The sequence below is a fragment of the Sphingomonas sp. genome, from assembly GCF_024508665.1.
Classification (GTDB): Bacteria; Pseudomonadota; Alphaproteobacteria; order Sphingomonadales; family Sphingomonadaceae; genus Sphingomonas.
This window is the reverse complement of the sequence record NZ_JANINP010000007.1, coordinates 873,968-892,835: the sequence shown is the minus strand read 5'-3', so window position 1 is coordinate 892,835 and position 18,868 is coordinate 873,968. Positions and strand designations below refer to the sequence as shown.

Below are 18,868 nucleotides of genomic sequence, written 5' to 3'. Positions count from 1 at the left end.
CCTGTGCCGCCACGCGGACGTGGCGAAATTGGTAGACGCACGGGACTTAAAATCCCTCGCCCTATGGGTGTGCGGGTTCGAGTCCCGCCGTCCGCACCAGATTTGAAAGACTGGCGCGCGAGCAACCCGCGTTAATCATAAAATAGTGTCGGGTCGTTAGCGCGGATGCTGATGGAGCCGCGCGCAGATATCCCCGGCAATGCCTCGGCCGTTCCCCGTCTGGCGCGGCTTGACGGACTGCGGGGGATCGCCGCGTGCGTCGTCGCCGGATATCACCTGCAGATCTTCTTCTATAACGGGCTCAGCGACTTCTTTGGCGGCGTTGCCGGCTGGTTCTTTCGCTGGGGCTGGACCTTCGTCGATCTGTTCTTCCTGATCTCCGGTTACATCTTCGCCCATGTCTATCGCGGCGGCGCGGACCTGCGCACCGCGCGCCAGTTCGGCGACTTCGCGGTGGCGCGCGTGGCGCGGCTCTATCCGCTTCACCTCACCATGTTGCTGATCGTCGCCGTGCTGGATTGGGGGCGGCCGGAAAACACCTTCCCGATCTTCCTGTGCCATTTGTTCATGCTGCAAGGGATCGTGCCCGGGGCCGACAGCGGCTTTGTCGGCCCGAGCTGGTCGATCTCGGTCGAAATCCTCTGCTACTTCCTGTTCGCGCTGGCGGCCGGTTCGGGCAAGCGCGCGGTCACCTGGGTCTCGGTCGCCCTGGTCGCGCTCATCGTGGCGAAACTCGCCCTGCTCGGATTGCCCGGCGGGCCGTGGGGCGCCGACTATCTGATCGGCGGGGTGCTCGGGTTCTTCATCGGTCAGCTGATGTGGCAGCATCGCGCAATATTGGCGCGGGTGCCGACCATCGTCCTCGTCCTGACATTGGCGACCGGCGCGACGATCAATGTCGGCTCCTACAGCCCGTTGCTGCCGCTGGATCTGCTGGCCTGGCCGTCGGCGCTTTTGCTGGTGCTGCGCATCAGGACGTTCGAAGCGCGCCCGCTATTGTGGCTGGGGGACCGCAGCTATGGGATCTATCTGGTGCATTATCCGGTCCTGAACCTGTTTTTCGCCGCGCTCGGCAAGTCGCACGCCAGCTGGATGGGCGTCATCGCGCTCTATGCCACCTTCTCGATCGTCGTTCTGGCGCTGGCAAATGTCGCGCTCCATCTGGTCGAGCGCCCCGGCCGCAGGGCTGTGCGCGCCGCGTGGGCCAAACGCTATCCGGTGACGGCGCTCGGCGGCGCGGTTGCGCCTTATCAGGCGGCGGACGGCAATTCTTAGGGGTGATCCTGCTTGGCCATGGCGAGCCCGTGACCAGATGGACCCCAATCTACCGTCCCTCGTCCATGGTAGGCGAGCAAGACACCCTATGCCACGGGAGCCAAAGGCAATGGGTTTGCCAAGGCGTTGTCTGAAATTGGCCCGACTTTCGGACTGACAGCCTTCCGGAGCCCGCTTGGCGATAGCTGCCATTCAAACTCGACGCAAAGTGACCCCGCCGCTGTTGCCGACATGGGGAACGCGGTCCATCATACCGGGATGACCAAGTACCTTATCTCGTTCCCGAGCGAAGCCATGCGTCTGAGCGAAGAGGAATTCAGGAAAGCCGGTATCGATGCCCGTGCGGTGATCGATGAAGCCAAAGCGTCCGGCGTCTATGTCTTCGGCGGCGGGATCAATGAAGGCGTCGCTCCGGAGCTGGTATCGGCAGACGGCTCGGTAAGGCCGGACACCTATGCCGGCAGCCGCCTGACCGGCGGGTTCACTGTCCTGGAATTGCCGACGCGCCAAGATGCTGTGGAGTGGGCGAGGAAGATCGCCGTTGCCTGCCGCTGCTCGCAAGAGTTGCGCGAGTTCATGTACGATCCAGCGAGCTGACGGTCCGCGCCCCGCGCGCTCTTGGCCAACGACCCTACCTTAACGGACGTCTGCTTTCGGGATCTATGAGGGGCTCGGGAAACGACCGATATTGTGGCGCCTAGCAGCCGCTCGCCTGAGGAACGGATACGACGCGGGAAAGGTCGGGCCGCGGAAGAGGTCGACAAGGGACCAAGACGGCTAAGCTTGATCCAGCCTGTCCCTCAACGTCACGATTCGGTCTGCTTCCTCGACAAGTCTGTCGTACGACTCCGCCATGGCGCGGAGCGTCTTTTGGGTTTCGGGGTCTTGTGTATTGTCCGCAAACTGCCGAATTTCTGCGGCACGCTTGGCGTAATAGTCACGTTCGTTCCGTGTCGGCATCCTGACCCCCTGCTGGAGAATATTTCTGTGATTCCGGGAGGCCGTTCCATCACTTAGATTAAGGACGATGGTCCTGGCCGGCAGCGTACGGATCAGGTGACGGAAGGACTGGGCATGATCGAAGATCGAGGCGTCAGCGCCGGCTGCCGGTCAACCAATCGATAGCGGTCAGACCCGCCACGAACATGATGGCGCCCGCGCAGGCCCATAAGGCCAGACTTCCATGGAAATTGTCCGGCTCGAAGGCTGGGGAACCGACGAGAGTGGGAGCAAGAATTCCGCCGACCATCGCTCCGACGATGCCGATAGCGACAGACACGAAGGCCAGGGCCTGCCCCACGCGCCTGGCAAGTGACATCGCCAATCCTATGCCCGCGCCAATGCCGAATATGATCAGTAAACCCATGCCCGATCCTTTCAATAGGCGCGGTCTTGGCGATATTAAGGTTCGGGAAAACAACGTAAGTTTAGTGGGCCGCTGAACTTCATCTGGGTTAATACGATTGCCGGCCTGCATCGCCCGCGCCAGCTCCTCGGCAGATCGTGGGCAGGAACGCGATCCCCGAATTCGTGTTGTAGGATCAAGCGCTGTCGACGAATGCCTTGACCGCGCGATTCACCAGGCCGCGGATTAGTCATGGCTCGCTACTTTTTTGATTTGCACAACGGATCTGGGCTTACCCGTGACGAAGAGGGCCGCGAATTGGAGGATAATGACGAAGCGAGGAGGGAAGCCCTCGTCGGCATCAGGTCTGTCCTGGGGGCCGAGGTTGCGAACGGATCGATCGATTTGGATGGCCGGATGGAGGTACTGAATGAGAACCGCGAAATCCTCTTCACGATCCCGTTCAGCGATGCCGTCGCGGTGAACCAGCCAAAATGATCGACAAGCATCTGCTCAAGCTCCGAGCGCGCGACGATGTCAGCGAAGTCGAGGAGAGCTTGATCCGCTCGTTCGTGTCTCCAGCGACCGAAATTGCCGCGAAGAAAACCATTATTCGCGCCGGTGATCGCCTGTCGCGCTCTACTCTGCTGCTCGAAGGCATGATGTGCCGCTACAAGGACCTCGCGAACGGGTCACGGCAGATCACGGAATTGCACGTCGCCGGCGATTTTGTTGACCTGCACAGCTTTACGCTCAAGCGCCTCGACCACAACATCATGGCGATGACGCCCTGCGTTATCGCGACAGTGGATCACGCCGATCTGAAGCGGATGACAGAGGAAGCCCCTCACCTGACCCGGCTCTATTGGTTTACGACAAACCTGGATGCTGCCGTGCATCGCGAATGGGAATTGTCGCTGGGCCGGCGGACGGCCATTTCCCGGACGGCGCATCTTTTCTGCGAGCTTCAGGTCCGGCTCGGCATCGTCGGGCTGGCAGACGACAAGGGCTTCGACCTGGCGCTGACGCAAGTCGATCTCGCCGAGTGCCTGGGAATGACGCCCGTCCATATGAACCGCACGCTGAAAGATCTTAGAGATCAGGATGTCGTCGAGTTCCGCAACAGACGCGTCGTAATCCGAGATCTGGCGCGAATGCGCCGCATCGCGGAATTCTCAACCGAATATCTCTATCTGGACCGGGAGGCTCGATAGCCACGTGCGGCGAGCGGTACGCGGGGTGGGCAAAACCTAGTCCCCTGCCCCCGCTTGGCGGCCCGGCCCCGCCTTATCAGCCGGCGCACAGCGCCCCGTCGCTAGGGACCCACTTTTGGCCATGGCGAGCCCTGCCCATAGGTCAGTGACCGTCGACCGGATCATCCAAGAACGGTCCTTGTAAGCCTGTCGATGAACGCTTCGTCGATCGTTTCCCTCGAAAACCAGCGTCGAAAGAATAATGGACCGACCAGCATCGCGATCGTTTCACGGTGCGGACGATCCGCGGAGATTTCGCCCCGATCCGTCGCTCGCGTCAGCACGGTAAGGAATGGGTCCATGAACCTGTCGTGCAACGATTGCTGCATGGCGGAGAGTTCAGGATCACGCTCGGCCGCGTCGAGGATCGAAGGATAGATCGCGCTCCAATTGGCCGTTTGAAGCTGGTCGGCAAGGCACGACAACAGCAGCCGGACATCGTGTTCGACATTTCCCGTATCGGGCGCTTCGGACGCGCTCCCCAGACGCGAGCAGGCATCGATCAGCAGGGCCGAACGGGACGGCCAGTGGCGATAGATCGTCGTTTTCGAAATGCCGGACGCCCTGGACACCTCGTCTATGCTCAGTCCACCGATGCCGCTCTGCGCCATCTGGCGATAGGTTTCCGCCAGAACCTTCGCCTTGGAGCGCTCGACCCGCTTATCCGACACTCCACTTTCCTCCATCACGCCTTCCGCTTGACTCGAAACAGAACGATACCGTATCGTACTATAAGAACGCTTCCGTTCACTATCGAACCCAGCGAACGGCGTTGCAAGTCAGGAAGGTGTCCCATGAAGTTCGCTTACACACGCCTCATCACCGACGACGTCGGGAGCCTCGCGGCATTCTATGAACGTGTGATCGGCACGCCGGCTCATGGCGACGACCAATATGTCGAATTCCGTCCAGGGGGCGCGATCCTTGCGCTCGCCAGCCGCAAGGCGGCGGAATTCATGCACGGCGGATCATGGAGTGCCGCGGCGAACCGATCGGCGATCCTCGAATTTTCCGTGGAGGACGTCGACGCCGAAAGAGAGCGGCTCGAAGGTTTTGTGACGGACTGGATCCAGGAGCCCAGGGACATGCCGTGGGGCAATCGGTCGATGCTTTTCCGCGACCCGGACGGCAACGCGATCAACTTCTTCAAGCCACCGGCCTGAGCATCGCCGACACGTCCTCAACGGCCTTCATGGATGGTGCCGTCCCAAGGAAGGCGGCGCGCAGCAAAGCTTGAGCCGGTCGCGATCGATCCGATCCGGCGTCATTCCGTTTTCATGGCATTGCCGTGACGCAGTTCGTCTCCCGCGCCGCCTCAAAGTGCCACGAAACGGGGGTGGGCGTTGCCCACCCCGGAGCGTCTTACATGCCGTCGACGGCCTTGCTGACCATCACGTTCACCGCGACGCGGCGGTTCTGCGCCTTGCCGGCGGCGGTGTCGTTGGGTGCGGCCGGATCCGCCTCCGACATGCCGGTCGGGGTCAGCATGCGATAGGGCTTCCAGTGGCACGCCTGCTGGAGATAATTGACGACGCGGCTGGCGCGCTTTTCGCTGAGCGTCTGGTTCAAATCCTGGCTGCCGGTGGAATCGGTGTAGCCGACGACGAGAAGCAAAGCGTTGTTCATCCCTTCGGCCTGCTGTGCGGCGGCGCAGAGATCGGCCTTCGCCTGGGGCGACAGATCCGCCCTGCCGGTGGCGAAGGTCACGTTGGTCGTGCCCTTGACGTTATACTGGTCGATATCGGCCACGCGGCCGCGCAGCGCCTCGGTTGCCGCTGCCTGTTCGCCGAAGCGCTGGTCGGTGCCGTTGCGGATCATCGACGCGGTGCGCAGATCCTTGCTCTTGAGCGCGATCTGGTTCGCCACCAGGCCCCCGCCCCATTGCACGGTCTTGATGCTGACCGGCAGGCCGTTGAGCAGCTGGTCGGCGGCAAGCTTGTTGCTGCGGATGCCGAGCAGGCCGCCCTTGGACTTGATCCGGGTCGCGTCGCTGAGCAGGACCACCGTCTTGGCTCCGCCGGCGGTGGTCACTTGCATCTTCTGGTCGTTGCGCGCCGAAATGAAGCCTTCGACCTCGGGGCCGTCCGGCATTCCGGACAGATCGGCGGGCACGGTGCCGTTCACGGTGATGTCCGGGTTGGCGGGCGCCGCAACCGGGGCCGGAGCGCTATCCTGCGGAGTCTGCTGCGCATGCACGCCGGCCGACACCGTGCCGGTAAGCAGGGCGAGCATGAAAAGCATTCTGGGGGTTCGGGAAATGGCAGTCATCGCATTGCTCCTTGAAATCTGACCAGCCGGGCATTGGTGATCGCACGCATCGTCCGGCCGTCCTTTCCGTGTTGCCCATCGGGCAGTTTGAGCGCGCCACACCAGTTTCCCTCCGGAAGTGCGACGCGCCGCCGTACGCGAACATCAGGGACGTTCTGGGTGTTCGGGCCAACCTTTCGCGCACATGAACGGCGCCGGTGATGCTGGCGATTGCAGGGATAATTGGAGCGCATTGCGCGGCGAGCCGATGAAATCGGGCAACGCAAAGGCGCAATAGGTACCACTGGTCCGCCGACCCCGATCGGCGGAAGGACGGCCGATGACAGTCTAGTGCAGCTTCAACGATCAATCGCGGTCATGTCGAACCATCGGAATCGAAATCGATAGTTGTCGTTGCAATCGAATCGCGAACACAGACTATCATGAGCAATGGCAGGACCAATCGAAAGAGCGGAGAATCTTGCAATGACTTAAAGGCAACGGAAAGCGCTCAGCTTTTAAGGCTGCCGAGTGCCTGCCCACTGCCCCAACGGGTTTCCAGCCGCGCCGTTCGCACCATGGCGCCACGTCGCGGAGTTTGGCACAACGTGCCGATGACCGCGCCGCGCCGCATCCCTGCCCTGCTCCTCCTGCTGCTCGCCTCGTGCAATCCGCGCCCCGACACCGGACCGGTGGTGGTGAGCGCGATCGGCGGGCGGCCGTCCTATCCCGACGTCAACAAGCGTCCCGCCGACACCACGCAGCGCCTGCTGCTCGACTCCACCGCGCAGGGACTGGTGCGCTTCGACGCCAGCGGCCAGATCGAACCGGGGCTGGCCGAGCGCTGGATCGTGGTCGACCAGGGCCGCACCTATATCTTCCGTCTGCGCGAGGCCGAATGGAGCGATGGCGGCAAGGTCACCGCGGCGGATGTCGCGATCATCCTGAAGCGCGCGATCGCTCCGCAATCGCGCAATCCGCTGAAGCCGTTCCTGACCGCGATCGACGATATCGTGGCGATGACCGATCAGGTGATCGAGGTGCGGCTCAGCCGGCCGCGTCCCGATCTGCTCAAGCTGTTCGCCCAGCCCGAACTCGCCGTGCGGCGCGAGAATCCGCCGGGCGGGAGCGGGCCGTTCCGGGTTTCCGCAGCCGCCGCCAATTCGGTGATGCTGCGCCCCGCCTTCGATCCGGCGCGGTCGCCCGACGACGAGGTCGCCGAGCCGGGCCCCGAGCAGAATGTCCAGCTGATCGGCGAAAGCGCCGCGCGCGCGGTGCTGCGCTTCACCCACAAGGATTCGGATTTCGTGGCCGGCGGGTCGGTCGGCGACTGGCCGCTGATCGCGATGACCAAGGTCGCGCCGACGAATATTCGGCTGGATCCCGCGGCAGGACTCTTCGGCCTGGCGATCGTCAGGCGCGACGGGTTTCTCGCCGCGGCGGCGGGACGTGCAGCGATCGCCGAGGCGATCGATCGCACCGCACTGATCGCCGCTTTCACACCGGATTGGGGGCAGCCGGTCGAGCGCCTGTTGCCCGACAAGCTCGATTCGGCGAGCGCGCCCGCGGTCTCGACCTGGGCGACGCTGACGTCCGATGCCCGTCTGGCCGACGCCCGCCAGCAAGTGGCGGCCTATCGCCTCGCCAATCCCGGAGAGATCGCGCTGCGGGTGGCGTTGCCCGATAGCCCGGGCGGCAACCTGCTATGGGGCCAGATCGGCGCGCGGCTGGCGGCGATCGGGATCCGGCCGGTCCGTGTCGCGATGCGCGCCGAGGCGGACCTGCGGCTGGTCGACGAGGTCGCGCCCTATGACAGCGCGCGCTGGTATCTCGCCACCGCTTGCGCGTTGTGCAGCGACGATGCGCAAGCCGCGCTGACCGCCGCGCGCGATGCTCCGACCATGGCGGAGCGCGCCACGCACATCGCCGAAGCCGACGCCGCGCTGGCCGCCGATGTCGCGTTCATTCCGATCGCCACGCCGCTCCGCTGGTCGCTGGTGTCGCTGCGGCTGCAGCAATGGCAGGGGAACCCCCGCGCGTGGCACCCGTTGAATCGACTACGGAACGACACCAACTAGATCAGACCATGGCCAACACGACCCGTATCCCGCGTCCCGACATCAGCCAGATCGTCCCGATGGGGCGCGATCCCGCCTCCGTGCGCAAGCGCATCGAGGGGTTGGAGCATCTGCTGGAGGGATTGTTCACGATCCCCGGCACCAAGCAGAAATTGGGACTGGACGTGATCCTGGACCTGGTCCCCGGCATCGGCGATTTGGTCGGCGCGGCGCTGGGGTCCTACATGGTGTGGGAAGCGCGCAACCTGGGCATGTCGAAAGCGCAGATGGCGCGGATGTTCGGTAATGTCGGCGTCGACTTCGCGCTGGGGTTGATCCCCTGGGTAGGCGCGGTGCCCGACTTCTTCTTCCGTTCGAACAGCCGCAATCTGAAGATCATCCGCAAGCATCTCGACAAGCATCACCCGTCGACGGCGGTGGTCGAGGGTTAGGGTTGGATCTCAGAACAAGTCCGGCATGACGGCGAAGGCTGATCGCAAACAACGAACTGTTGGAGCGGGGTGAAATCGACTTGCTCCCTTCACCCTCACCCTTCCCACCGCCTTCGGCGGCGGGCCCCTTCCCTCTCCCAACGGGAGAGGGAGGGAGGCGCGAAGCGCCGGAAGGGTGAGGGAGATTATGGATCAGGCCGATTCCATATCTCTAGATGCAAGGTTTTCGGCTAGCGCCGGCCGCGCCAGATCTTCAGCCGCGCATTGCCGGGAAGTCCGCCTGTATTGGGCTTGCAGCGCTCGTACGCGAAGCGCCGGTCGAGACACAGCCATAATTCGTCGAGCCAGCCGGCTTTCGCGGTCACGCGGATCGCGCTGGCGGGAATGCCCGGATTGGACGCGGCGAAAGCGGCCGCGAACTGGCCGGCGGTCAGCGGACGACGCGAGAGCGCGTCCATGTCGGGATAACGCAGCTTGGCGTACATCGCGCTCGACCGCGCGAAATAGGCGGCCGGAGTGGTCCCCATGCACGTGCCGTGCTTCGCCCATTCGTGCTGGATCAATTGCGCCGACGGGGTCGTGCAGAGCATTCCCTTGATCACGGCCGGCGGCACGAGATCGGTTGCGGTGCAATATTGCGGCCAGTCCTTGCCGACGCCGTCGGGCCACAGGCCGTGCAGCGTGAAGCCGAACCGGTTGCCGCTGCCGCACTGAAAGCGCGCCGAGGGCGTGAACCCGCCGTTGCGGCAGAATTGCGGTCCCCAGGTAATCGCCAGCGTATAGCTGCCGATCGGCAGGATGCGCTGGGGCTGGTCGGCGGTCGGCAAGTCGGGGTTGGGCCGCGGCGGATTGGCACTCGGCGTGCAGACCAGGGCCTGGGCATTGGCCACGCCCGGCAGCGAGGCGAGCATTGCCGCCGCGAACGACAGACGCAGTTTCATGCCGATGCTCCGAACCAGGCTACCGCGTCGCGGCGGAACAGGAAGAAGACCGCGATCGTGGTCAACACCAGCGACACGACCGCCAGGCCGAGCGGAACCGCCGCCGGCGCCGCGCCAACGGCGAGCGAAAAGACGAAGCCGATCAACCCGAGCGCATAGAACAGGACGATCGCCCAACGCGCGACATTGCTGCGCTCGCGCGCGGTGAAATACCAGAGCAGCAGCCACAGAGTGAAGGTGAAGACGGTCAGCAAGGTCGGAAACCACGGACCGAGCATCTGCTTGACCTGCATCGTCTGCGGGTTGGTATTGGTGTCCGCCCAGGTCATGGCAGTGTTAACCGCCTCGACCAGCACCGATCCCAGATAGAAAAGTTCGAACAGCCGGATCGACTTCGGTCTAACCATGAAATCCCCCTAAACCACTGATATCCTTATAATGGTCAGCCGATCGCCGCGAAATCAAGGCCGATATCCGCCGCCGGCGCCGACTGGGTCAGCCGGCCGACGCTGATATAGGTCACGCCGGTTTCGGCGATCGCGCGGATCGTGTCGAGGCGGACGCCACCCGATGCCTCGGTCGGCACGCGTCCGCCGACCAGGGTCACCGCCCCGCGCAGGGTCGGCACGTCCATATTGTCGAGCAGCAAATGGGTCGCGCCCGCCGCCAGCGCCGGCTCGATCTGGTCGACGCGATCGACCTCGACGATGATCCGCTCGATCCCGGCGGCGACGGCGCGGCGCACCGCCTCGGCGACCGATCCGGCCACCGCGACGTGATTGTCCTTGATCATCGCCGCGTCCCACAGGCCCATGCGATGATTGGTCGCGCCGCCCATCCGCGTGGCGTATTTCTCGAGCAGCCTGAGCCCGGGAATGGTCTTGCGCGTGTCGAGCAGAATGGCGCCGGTGCCGGCGATCTTGTCGACATAAGCGCGCGTCATCGTCGCGATGCCCGACAGATGCTGGATGGTATTGAGCGCCGAGCGCTCGGCGGTGAGCATCGCGCGGCCCATGCCTTCGAGCCGCATCAGGTCGGTGCCGGCCGCGACTCGCTGGCCATCGGCGACCAGCCGATCGATCGCCACGTCGGGATCGAGCGCGCGAAAGAACGCCTCGGCGATCGGCAGGCCTGCGACGACGATCGCGTCGCGGCTGTCCATCACGCCGGTGAAGCGCGCTTCGGCCGGAATGACGGCAGCGGAGGTAATGTCCCCGCCCTCGCCCAGATCCTCGGCGAGCGTGGCGCGAACGAAAGCGGAGAGGTCGAAACCGGGCAGGGCGAACATGACCATGCTGGTAGCGCGCCGCGATCGGGCGCGCGACCCCATAATCGTCAGGCCGCCGCTTCCGCGACCGCCGCTACCGCGCCGTTCGGACGCCTCCTTCCGATCGTGGCGAAGCGCGCGTTGATCCATTTCCGCGCCGGAGTCTCGACCAGGAACAGGATGGCGATCGAGAGCGCGAGATCGATCGGATATTGCAGCATGAGCAGCGACCGTCCGCCGGCGATCGCGCGCAAGGCGAAATTGACCGGTTCGTGGATGATATAGAGGGCATAGCTCGCCGCCCCCAGCAGCATGAAGCCGCGCGTGTTCATCAATCGGGTGAACGGCGCTCGCGGCGCGTTGACCAGTCCCAGGATGACCAAGGTCGCCAGGATGACGGCGCAAGCGGCCTGCAAGCCGAAGGAATCCTGGCCGAGCACAAGGACGAACACGAGCAATGAAAGCTCGGGCGGGATCGGCAGCGCGCGGACGCCGCGGCGCGCCTGCCACTCGGCCAGCAACATGCCGGCGAAAAATTCGGGCAGACGCAACACCGGCAGCGGCAGGTAGTTCATCCACGCGAAACGCTGCACTTCCGTGGGCGGGTCGACGCTGCCGGTGACAATGGCGAACACCGCCACCAGGGCGACGCTGGCGAACAGAAGATAGCGCGGGGCGCGTTCGACCAGGCCGCACAGCAGCGGAAAGCAGAGATAGAAGAAGAACTCGACCGACAGCATCCAGGCCGGCGGGTTCCAATTCTGCCATCCCCAAGTGTTGCCGAGCGTCGCCCAGCACTGGATCAGCGCGAATTGCGGCAGCGCACTCCACGCCATCACGGCATAGGCAGGCGCCATCAGCAGCACGCCGATCAGATAGACGGGATAGATTCGCGCGACCCGCGAGACGCCGTAGCGCCGCCACGCCCCCGCCTCGCTCAGCCGCCCGCGATACAGTGTCTGCAGGATGAAGCCGGAGAGCACGAAGAAGAAACCCAGCGCCATCTGCGCATGCAAGGCGGAATTGGCGAGTATCTTGGGCGCCCAGGGCTGCGCCGAAAGCCAGCTCGATCCCGAATGATGAAATACCGTCGCCGCGACGGCGATGAACCTGATTCCCACCAGCGGCCGCAACACGGCCGTACGCGCTTCCCGATCGTTCACTCGTGGTCCCCCCGGCCCCAACTAGCGTCATCCCGTGCCGTGCGCATCGATCCAGGTCAATCGGCGCAGGTCGATTTTGAATTCACGGCCAAAAACCTTTGTCTCCGGCCATATTCCAGGCAAGATCGATGACGAGGCGCGGGAGCGGCCGAGACCATCGAGAGGGGGAGAGAGACCGAGATGACCGCCTATATCGCCCTGCTCCGTGCGGTGAATGTCGGGGGGACCGGCAAGCTGCCGATGACCGAATTGACGGCGATGTGCGAAGCCGCCGGGTTCGGCAAGGTGAAGACCTATATCGCCAGCGGCAATGTCGTCTTCACCTCGAGCAAGAGCGAGAAAGCGGTGAAAGCCGCGCTCGAGGCGGCGATGGAGAAATATGCCGGCAAGGCGGTCGGCGTGATGGTGCGAACCGCCGAGGAAATGGCGGGGGTCCGCGACGCCAATCCGTTTCCGGATGCGCCGGGCAACCGCGTGGTCGCCACGTTCCTGGACGAGGCGCCGCCCAAGGATGCCATCGCGCAGGCGACCAATATCAACGGCGAGAAAATGGCGCTCGGCGAGCGCGAAATCTACATCCGCTACACCGATCACGGCATGGCGGATTCGAAGCTCAAAATCCCCGCCGCGAGGACCGGCACCGGGCGCAACATGAACACGGTGGCGAAGCTGGCGGAGATGGCCGGGAAGCTCTAGCGGCAGCGCCACGTCAGCCCGCCGGGAGCGCCACCGCTTCACCGATCACCGACCGTTTCATGCCGGCCCGCTTCCTGACCCATTCGCGCGCCGGCTCCTCGACCAACAGGAAGATCAGCAGCGCCGACGCCAGCAGCACCGGATATTGCAGGGCCAGGATCAATTTAGACCCGCCGGCCAGCCGCAGCATCGCGAAGTGCGCCGGCTGGTGAAACAGGTAGAAAGCGTAGCTCGCGCCCCCCAGAAGGACGAACGCCCGAACGCTGAGGAAGCGCGCGAGCCGCGTGTTTCGTTCGGACGCGACCGCCGACATGAACGCCGCCGCGGTCAGCGTCGTGAACCCCGCCACCCATTGCGCGCGGCTGATGCAGAGTCCGGCCAGCAACAGGAGCGCCAACAGCCAGGACGGGACCGGGAACCGCCGCCCCTCACGCCGCAGGTGCAACTCGCCCGCGCAGATGCCGATGACGAATTCGGGCAGCCGCAATAGCGGGATCGGCGTCCACAGCATCCAGCCATAACGCCCCTCGCTATTGGCGAAGATCGCGGCGCTTCCGCTCACCAGCACGAATATGCCCGCCGCCGCGATCGTCGCCCACACCCATCGCGACTCCAGGCCGGCAATCAGGCGCGATAGGAACGGGAAGCAGAGATAAAGGAAGAATTCGATCGATAGAGTCCAGGTCGGCAAGTTCCAGGCGCGCCAATGCCACAGATGGTCGGGCAGCCACCAATGGATCAGCAGGAATTGCGGCAGGTCGCTCAGCCCCCGCCACCGCGCGAATGGCAGCATCGCCAGGACGGCGAGCAGGTAAACGGGATAGATCCGCGCGAACCGCGCGACACCATAATTCTTCCATTTCGCGGCGCCGACCACGCCGCCGCGATAGGTGAAATGCAGGATGAAGCCGGACAGCGTAAAGAAATAGGTCACGCTGACATAGAAGTTGAGCAGCAGCGTGCGGAGCACCGCCGGCGCCTGCGGATGCGACAGCACCCAGGTAGCGCCCGAATGGTAGAAGACCACGAGCGCCGCAGCGATGAAGCGGGTGGTCGTCAGCGGCGCGATCAGCACCGCATCGCGACGTCCGGTGATCTCTCCCAAGAACGCTTCCCCCGCATGCCCGCTGCGCAGCTTGTACAAAGTCATGAGGTTCGACAAGCTCGCGCCGACGGAGGACAGCGATGGCCAAGGACAAGATGGACGTCGGCGACGTATTGCAACTCGGGCTGGTCCGCCTCCAGCAGGCGATGGTCGAGAGCGGCGAGCGCGCGGTCCTCGTGCTCGAGGGGCGCGACGCCTCGGGCAAGGACGGCACGATCAAGGCGATCACCGAGCACCTGTCGGTGCGCAACACGCGGGTGGTCGCCCTGCCCAAGCCGAGCGACCGCGAGCGCACGCAATGGTTCTTCCAACGCTATGTCGCGCATCTGCCGGCGGCGGGAGAGCTCGTGATCTTCAACCGCAGCTGGTACAATCGGGCCGGCGTCGAAGTCGTCAACGGCTTCTCGACCGCCGAGGAGCAGGCGCAGTTCCTGCGCGACGTGCCGGGGTTCGAGCGGATGCTGGTCGAGAGCGGTATCCGGCTGGTCAAATTGTGGCTCGACATATCGAAGGACGAACAGGCCGCGCGGCTGAAGGATCGCCGCATCGATCCGCTCAAGGCGCTCAAGACCTCACCGCTCGACGACGTCGCGCAGAAGAAGTGGGACGATTATACCCGGGCGCGCAACACGATGCTCGCGATGACAGACTGCGAAGCCGCGCCCTGGACGTGCGTCCGCGCCAACGCAAAGAAGAAGGCGCACAAGGCGATCATCCGGTATCTGCTCCGGACGCTGGGGACGCCGGAGGTGTCCGAAAACATCGGCGCGCCGGATATCAAGGTCCTGTTTGGATATGAGGCGGCGGCAGCAGAGGATGGACGGCTGTTTCGGTAGCGTGCGGCCGTCAATCCGTCAGCCCGCGATATCGGACCAAAAGCGGATGTAGCGATAGGCTGTCTCTTCCAGCGACGACCAACTGCCGAATTCGTTTTGAAAATAGTGCTCCAGATTAGCGCCGTAATAGATGATGTCGGTTTGGTAGATCGAGAAAACCGGATTGCCGGGCTCGCTGGGCTCAGCGGGAAGATAGCGGTGGCTGACAAGCGGAATGAGGTTCGGCGCTGCCCGGACAGCGGCGGTCGCGATCTCACGTCGATCGGCTTCGCGTTCGGGGATCACACCCCATTCGTCCATCCAAAAGCCATTCTGTTCGATGTCGAACAGCATGCCTTTGAGCGGCCAGGCGAGCATTTCCCTGATCTTCTCTCGATCGACACGCCAGTCATAGCCGTTCGCGGGGCGACGATCGCGTAGCAGGTCGACCAGATCCGGCGGAAAGACCAGGCCGAATTCTTCCTGGGCGCGATCCAGTTCTTCTTGCGAATAACCGGCGGCCCACATGCCTAGTCCCCCGTCACCTTCGCCGGCCCGAGGTCCCCCATCCCCACCGTCCCACTCGCCATCGCGAGCATCGCGTCGAGGCTCTTCTTCGCCTTGAGGCGCAGCTCTTCCTCCATCTCGATGCGCGGCTCGAGGTCGCGCAGCGCGACGTAGAGCTTCTCCATCGTGTTGAGCGCCATGTACGGGCAGATGTTGCAGTTGCAGTTGCCGTCGGCGCCCGGCGCACCGATGAAATGCTTGTCCGGCAGCGCCTTTTCCATCTGATGGATGATGTGCGGCTCGGTCGCGACGATCAAAGTGTCGCCCTGGAATTCCTGGGCGTATTTCAGGATGCCGCTGGTCGAGCCGACATAATCGGCATGGTCGAGGATCACCGGCGGGCATTCGGGGTGCGCGGCGACCGGGGCGCCCGGATGCTGCGCCCTGAGCTTGAGCAATTCGGTCTCGCTGAACGCCTCGTGCACGATACACACGCCCGGCCACAGGATGAGGTCGCGCCCGGTCTTGCGCGCGAGATAGCCGCCGAGATTGCGGTCGGGGCCGAAGATGATCTTCTGGTCCTTGGGGATCTGGCTGAGGATCTTTTCCGCCGACGAACTGGTGACGATGACGTCGCTCAATGCCTTCACCGCCGCCGAGCAATTGATATAGGTCAGCGCGATCGCGTCGGGATGCTGCGCGCGGAACGCGGCGAATTGCTCGGGCGGGCAGCTGTCCTCCAGGCTGCAGCCGGCGTTCATGTCGGGCAGCACCACGACCTTCTCCGGCGACAGGATCTTCGCCGTCTCGGCCATGAAGCGCACGCCGCAGAAGGCGATGACCTCGGCATCGGTCGCCTGCGCCTTGCGGCTGAGATCCAGGCTGTCGCCGACGAAGTCGGCAATGTCCTGAATTTCGGGCTTCTGGTAATAATGCGCCAGGATGACGGCGTTGCGTTCCTTGCGCAGCCGATCGATTTCGGCGCGCAAATCGAGGCCCGTGAGGTTGGTCCGCTGTTCCATGATCCGCTCCGCCAAGTGTCGGCGCCCACATGGCCCCGGGCGGGGAGCGGATCAACCCATCAGGTGATGAGTCAAGCTGAGCATCGGCGGACTAAACGCGATCGGGCGCATCAACGCCACCACTATCGTGATTGCGCCGAACCCCCAGAAATAGGCCGGATGCAGCTTGCCGCGGGTGCGCAGGTCATAGATCATCGCGACCGCGACATAGACCAGCATCACCGCCCAGATGCCCCACAGGATCCAGGTCCCCATCAACGGCAGCGGCAACAGGCGCCCGACGCCCGGCGTCATCACCTGGATCGCGCCGCACAGCATCAGCCGGCGGTGCCAATCGGTCCGTCCGCGCATCGCCACGCCGGCGAGAGTCAGTCCGGCAAAGGTCAGCACGGTCAGCCAATCCATCACCAGGAAGACATTGGGTTCGAAGAACGGCGGAATGCGGTGGTTGATCGCCGTCAGCGTATTCACGCTGAGCCCGACCAGCACCATCCAGCCGACATAGACAGCGGCGACGCGCCCGAGCCGGCGGTGGAGCGTCAATTCCCCGCGCCAGATCAGGAAGTTCTGCGCCAGATAGATGCCGATCCAGCCCATGAAGGTCAGGCCGTGGACGTGCACCCACCAGGGCGCGCCAAAGCTCGAGCGCCCCATCGCCAGCTGAAGCGAAAAGCCGCTGACGACCGTCGCCGCGATCACCAGCGCCATGACGAAGAAGAACAGGCGCTCCCGGACGAGCGGATGCATCTGCGTGTCAGCTGTCGTGGCCATGATTTCCCCCCGGAAAATGTTGGTGGGGATTTAGCAGTATTACTGTCGATGCACTAGGGAGAGAGCGAGAGCGGTCTGCGAATTCCTCCCCGGCACGGGGAAGGGGACCAAGACGCGAAGCGGCTTGGTGGAGGGGGCCCTCCGCACTAACCTCCCGGCCCTTCGCTCGTTGATCGCGGGCCCGCTCCACCACTCGCTACGCGAGCGGTCCCCCTCCCCGTGCCGGGGAGGATTTTATTGCCCCGATCCGGCGCCCAAGCGCTATTTTCTGTAGTTCACGCCGTCGAGCGGCTTCGACATGTCCCAGATCTCGTCATTCCGCCCCTCCCCCGCAAAACGCACGCGGACGGTCGCATCGAGGCCGGCGGCCTTGAGCGGCAGCGCGAAGCTCTGCTCGACCGCGCGCCGGGTAGCGTCGCGCGCCAGCTTCATCGGCTCGGGTTGGAGCGCCTGGCTCGCCAGTTCCTTTTGCGCCGCGACACGGTTGGTGTTGTCCAGCTGCGATCCGACATCGGTGAAGGTGCCGAGCACGCCGTCGCGGCCATAGGTCTTGATCGCGTTGATATTGATGCGCGGCGCCGACGGCATCGGCTGCGGCAAGGTCACGCCCAGGGTCTTGCTCTTCGCGTCCCACACCACGTCGCGCCGGGTGAGCTTGCTGAGGTCGACCTCGTAATCGACGGTGCCGGGCATGATCACCGTCCGTTCGGTCGACAGGCCGAACCGCGATTGGGTCGAGGTGACGACCGCGACATAACTCGCTTGGAACGCCGACAGCTTGTTCTGTTCGCGCAGGCCCTGGATGCTGGCCGTGGCGATCGTCACCGGATCGGGATCGACCCGCGCGGTGATGTACGACTGCACCACCCACAATCCGCCGGCGAAGAACAAGGCGATCAGCGCCAACGCGCCGCCGAACTTGATCAGGAAGCTGGTCGCGGCGCCTTTCCGGCTGTGCTTCAGATCTTCCGCCATAGATCCCCCCGGTCGGCGACGATGTGCCGGTCGCGCAGTTCGTAGAGATGGGCGAGAACCGATCGCTCGGCGGCGGGAAACAAGCGCGGGTCGATGCCGACATACATTTTCGCCACCATCGCCGGGATCGTTCGTGGTTCGGCGTCGAGCAGGCGCAATATCTGCCCCTCGCGCTGCTTGCGGTGGCCGATCAGGCCGCGCACCAGCCGCTGCGGCTTGTCGACCGGGTCGCCATGGGCCGGGTAATAGATGCGGTCGTCGCGCGCCTGCAGCTTGGCGAGGCTGTCCATATAGGCCGCCATGTCGCCATCGGGCGGCGAGACGATGGTGGTCGACCAGCCCATCACATGATCGCCGGTGAATAGTGCCTTCGTCTCGGGAAGCGCGAAGGCGAGATGGTTCGACGTGTGCCCCGGCGTGGCGATCGCGGTCAGCGTCCAGTCGCTGCCCGACACGCTGTCGCCCTCCGCCATCACCGCGTCGGGCGCGTAATCGGCGTCGAAACTGGCATCGGCGCGCGGACCGAGATCGTCGAGCGCGAGCGGCGCGCAACCGACGATCGGAGCGCCGGTCCGCGCCTTGAGCGGCGCCGCGCCCGGACTGTGATCGCGATGGGTATGGGTGATGACGATGGCGGTGACCGGGCGGCCGGCGATCGCGCGGACCAGTGCGTCGATATGCCGGGGATCGTCTGGGCCCGGATCGATCACCGCGAGATCGGCAGTGCCAACCAGGTGGGTCTGGGTGCCGGTGTGCGTGAACGGCGACGGATTGTCCGCGAGAACCCGCGTCACCAGCGGTTCGAGGACCTGCGGTACGCCGGGCTTCTGCTCGTCCATGCCAGTCGAGATGGCGGCTGGAGCGAGGCTTGGCAAGGCTTGGCGGTCAGAAGGTTGGTCGGGCGGCGGCGGTGCTGTGGGCCGCCGCCCGCCCCTCCCTGAACTGCAAGCCCCTCTCCCGCTTGCGGGAGAGGGCAA

Annotated in this window: 22 protein-coding genes and 1 tRNA gene; 10 read left to right on the top strand and 13 right to left on the bottom strand. The window is 64.4% G+C overall.

Annotated elements, in window-relative coordinates:
- Nucleotides 1–13 precede the first annotated feature (13 nt).
- From Q0L25_RS19470 to Q0L25_RS19460, 3 genes are all read left to right on the top strand, one after another.
- Nucleotides 14–99 (top strand) — tRNA-Leu (locus Q0L25_RS19470).
- 72 nt (nt 100–171) lie between these two features.
- Nucleotides 172–1,275: an acyltransferase gene (locus Q0L25_RS19465; protein WP_296617182.1), complete on the top strand. Its 1,104-nt coding sequence runs from the start codon at nt 172–174 to the stop codon at nt 1,273–1,275.
- Nucleotides 1,276–1,533: 258 nt separating this feature from the next.
- Nucleotides 1,534–1,872, top strand: a complete 339-nt coding sequence (locus tag Q0L25_RS19460) for a transcription initiation protein (protein WP_296617180.1) — start codon at nt 1,534–1,536, stop codon at nt 1,870–1,872.
- Between the two features lie 496 nt (nt 1,873–2,368).
- On the opposite strand, the gene Q0L25_RS19455 is transcribed toward Q0L25_RS19460, so the two are convergent.
- Nucleotides 2,369–2,641: a hypothetical protein gene (locus Q0L25_RS19455; RefSeq protein WP_296617178.1), complete on the bottom strand. Its 273-nt coding sequence runs from the start codon at nt 2,639–2,641 to the stop codon at nt 2,369–2,371.
- A gap of 231 nt (nt 2,642–2,872) precedes the next feature.
- On the opposite strand from Q0L25_RS19455, the gene Q0L25_RS19450 reads away from it, so the two are divergent.
- Nucleotides 2,873–3,118 carry a hypothetical protein gene (locus tag Q0L25_RS19450; RefSeq protein ID WP_296617176.1) on the top strand — a complete coding sequence of 82 codons (246 nt, stop codon included), beginning with the start codon at nt 2,873–2,875 and terminating at the stop codon, nt 3,116–3,118.
- Nucleotides 3,115–3,834, top strand: a complete 720-nt coding sequence (locus Q0L25_RS19445) for a Crp/Fnr family transcriptional regulator (RefSeq protein WP_296617174.1) — start codon at nt 3,115–3,117, stop codon at nt 3,832–3,834. The genes Q0L25_RS19450 and Q0L25_RS19445 overlap by 4 nt, the downstream gene beginning before the upstream one ends.
- Before the next feature lie 161 nt (nt 3,835–3,995).
- On the opposite strand, the gene Q0L25_RS19440 is transcribed toward Q0L25_RS19445, so the two are convergent.
- Nucleotides 3,996–4,559: a TetR/AcrR family transcriptional regulator gene (locus Q0L25_RS19440; RefSeq protein WP_296617173.1), complete on the bottom strand. Its 564-nt coding sequence runs from the start codon at nt 4,557–4,559 to the stop codon at nt 3,996–3,998.
- Between the two features lie 108 nt (nt 4,560–4,667).
- Between Q0L25_RS19440 and Q0L25_RS19435 the strand changes: the two genes are divergently transcribed.
- On the top strand, nt 4,668–5,036 hold the full coding sequence (locus tag Q0L25_RS19435; RefSeq protein ID WP_296617171.1) for a VOC family protein: 369 nt from the start codon (nt 4,668–4,670) through the stop codon (nt 5,034–5,036).
- A 199-nt stretch (nt 5,037–5,235) separates the two neighbouring features.
- Here Q0L25_RS19435 and Q0L25_RS19430 read toward each other — a convergent pair whose 3' ends face one another.
- A complete protein-coding gene (locus tag Q0L25_RS19430) occupies nt 5,236–6,141 on the bottom strand; it encodes an OmpA family protein (RefSeq protein WP_296617169.1) in 906 nt (301 codons plus the stop codon).
- A 593-nt stretch (nt 6,142–6,734) separates the two neighbouring features.
- Between Q0L25_RS19430 and Q0L25_RS19425 the strand changes: the two genes are divergently transcribed.
- Together Q0L25_RS19425 and Q0L25_RS19420 are read left to right on the top strand one after the other, a co-directional pair.
- A complete protein-coding gene (locus Q0L25_RS19425) occupies nt 6,735–8,198 on the top strand; it encodes an ABC transporter substrate-binding protein (protein WP_296617167.1) in 1,464 nt (487 codons plus the stop codon).
- A gap of 8 nt (nt 8,199–8,206) precedes the next feature.
- Nucleotides 8,207–8,629, top strand: a complete 423-nt coding sequence (locus Q0L25_RS19420) for a DUF4112 domain-containing protein (RefSeq protein WP_296617165.1) — start codon at nt 8,207–8,209, stop codon at nt 8,627–8,629.
- 230 nt (nt 8,630–8,859) lie between these two features.
- On the opposite strand, the gene Q0L25_RS19415 is transcribed toward Q0L25_RS19420, so the two are convergent.
- The 4 genes from Q0L25_RS19415 to Q0L25_RS19400 are packed head-to-tail and all read right to left on the bottom strand — an operon-like array spanning nt 8,860 to nt 12,000.
- Nucleotides 8,860–9,570 carry a ribonuclease T gene (locus tag Q0L25_RS19415; protein WP_296617163.1) on the bottom strand — a complete coding sequence of 237 codons (711 nt, stop codon included), beginning with the start codon at nt 9,568–9,570 and terminating at the stop codon, nt 8,860–8,862.
- Nucleotides 9,567–9,977: a hypothetical protein gene (locus Q0L25_RS19410; protein WP_296617162.1), complete on the bottom strand. Its 411-nt coding sequence runs from the start codon at nt 9,975–9,977 to the stop codon at nt 9,567–9,569. The genes Q0L25_RS19415 and Q0L25_RS19410 overlap by 4 nt, the downstream gene beginning before the upstream one ends.
- Before the next feature lie 35 nt (nt 9,978–10,012).
- Nucleotides 10,013–10,864 carry a carboxylating nicotinate-nucleotide diphosphorylase gene (nadC, locus tag Q0L25_RS19405; protein WP_296617160.1) on the bottom strand — a complete coding sequence of 284 codons (852 nt, stop codon included), beginning with the start codon at nt 10,862–10,864 and terminating at the stop codon, nt 10,013–10,015.
- A gap of 41 nt (nt 10,865–10,905) precedes the next feature.
- Complete coding sequence (locus Q0L25_RS19400) at nt 10,906–12,000, bottom strand: acyltransferase (protein ID WP_296617158.1); 1,095 nt, start codon at nt 11,998–12,000, stop codon at nt 10,906–10,908.
- 180 nt (nt 12,001–12,180) lie between these two features.
- On the opposite strand from Q0L25_RS19400, the gene Q0L25_RS19395 reads away from it, so the two are divergent.
- Nucleotides 12,181–12,696 carry a DUF1697 domain-containing protein gene (locus tag Q0L25_RS19395; protein WP_296617156.1) on the top strand — a complete coding sequence of 172 codons (516 nt, stop codon included), beginning with the start codon at nt 12,181–12,183 and terminating at the stop codon, nt 12,694–12,696.
- A gap of 13 nt (nt 12,697–12,709) precedes the next feature.
- On the opposite strand, the gene Q0L25_RS19390 is transcribed toward Q0L25_RS19395, so the two are convergent.
- Nucleotides 12,710–13,846: an acyltransferase gene (locus Q0L25_RS19390; RefSeq protein ID WP_296617154.1), complete on the bottom strand. Its 1,137-nt coding sequence runs from the start codon at nt 13,844–13,846 to the stop codon at nt 12,710–12,712.
- Between the two features lie 35 nt (nt 13,847–13,881).
- Between Q0L25_RS19390 and ppk2 the strand changes: the two genes are divergently transcribed.
- Complete coding sequence (gene ppk2 / locus Q0L25_RS19385) at nt 13,882–14,637, top strand: polyphosphate kinase 2 (protein ID WP_296617152.1); 756 nt, start codon at nt 13,882–13,884, stop codon at nt 14,635–14,637.
- 18 nt (nt 14,638–14,655) lie between these two features.
- Here ppk2 and Q0L25_RS19380 read toward each other — a convergent pair whose 3' ends face one another.
- From Q0L25_RS19380 to Q0L25_RS19360, 5 genes are all read right to left on the bottom strand, one after another.
- On the bottom strand, nt 14,656–15,144 hold the full coding sequence (locus tag Q0L25_RS19380) for a hypothetical protein (protein WP_296617150.1): 489 nt from the start codon (nt 15,142–15,144) through the stop codon (nt 14,656–14,658).
- 2 nt (nt 15,145–15,146) lie between these two features.
- Complete coding sequence (gene nadA / locus Q0L25_RS19375; RefSeq protein WP_296617148.1) at nt 15,147–16,145, bottom strand: quinolinate synthase NadA; 999 nt, start codon at nt 16,143–16,145, stop codon at nt 15,147–15,149.
- Between the two features lie 51 nt (nt 16,146–16,196).
- On the bottom strand, nt 16,197–16,916 hold the full coding sequence (locus tag Q0L25_RS19370; RefSeq protein ID WP_296617146.1) for a hypothetical protein: 720 nt from the start codon (nt 16,914–16,916) through the stop codon (nt 16,197–16,199).
- Nucleotides 16,917–17,177: 261 nt separating this feature from the next.
- Entirely contained in the window at nt 17,178–17,891 is a 714-nt protein-coding gene (locus Q0L25_RS19365) for a DUF4230 domain-containing protein (RefSeq protein WP_296617145.1), read from the bottom strand.
- Complete coding sequence (locus Q0L25_RS19360) at nt 17,876–18,730, bottom strand: MBL fold metallo-hydrolase (RefSeq protein ID WP_296617143.1); 855 nt, start codon at nt 18,728–18,730, stop codon at nt 17,876–17,878. Before Q0L25_RS19360 ends, Q0L25_RS19365 begins: the two co-directional genes overlap by 16 nt.
- Nucleotides 18,731–18,868 lie beyond the last annotated feature (138 nt).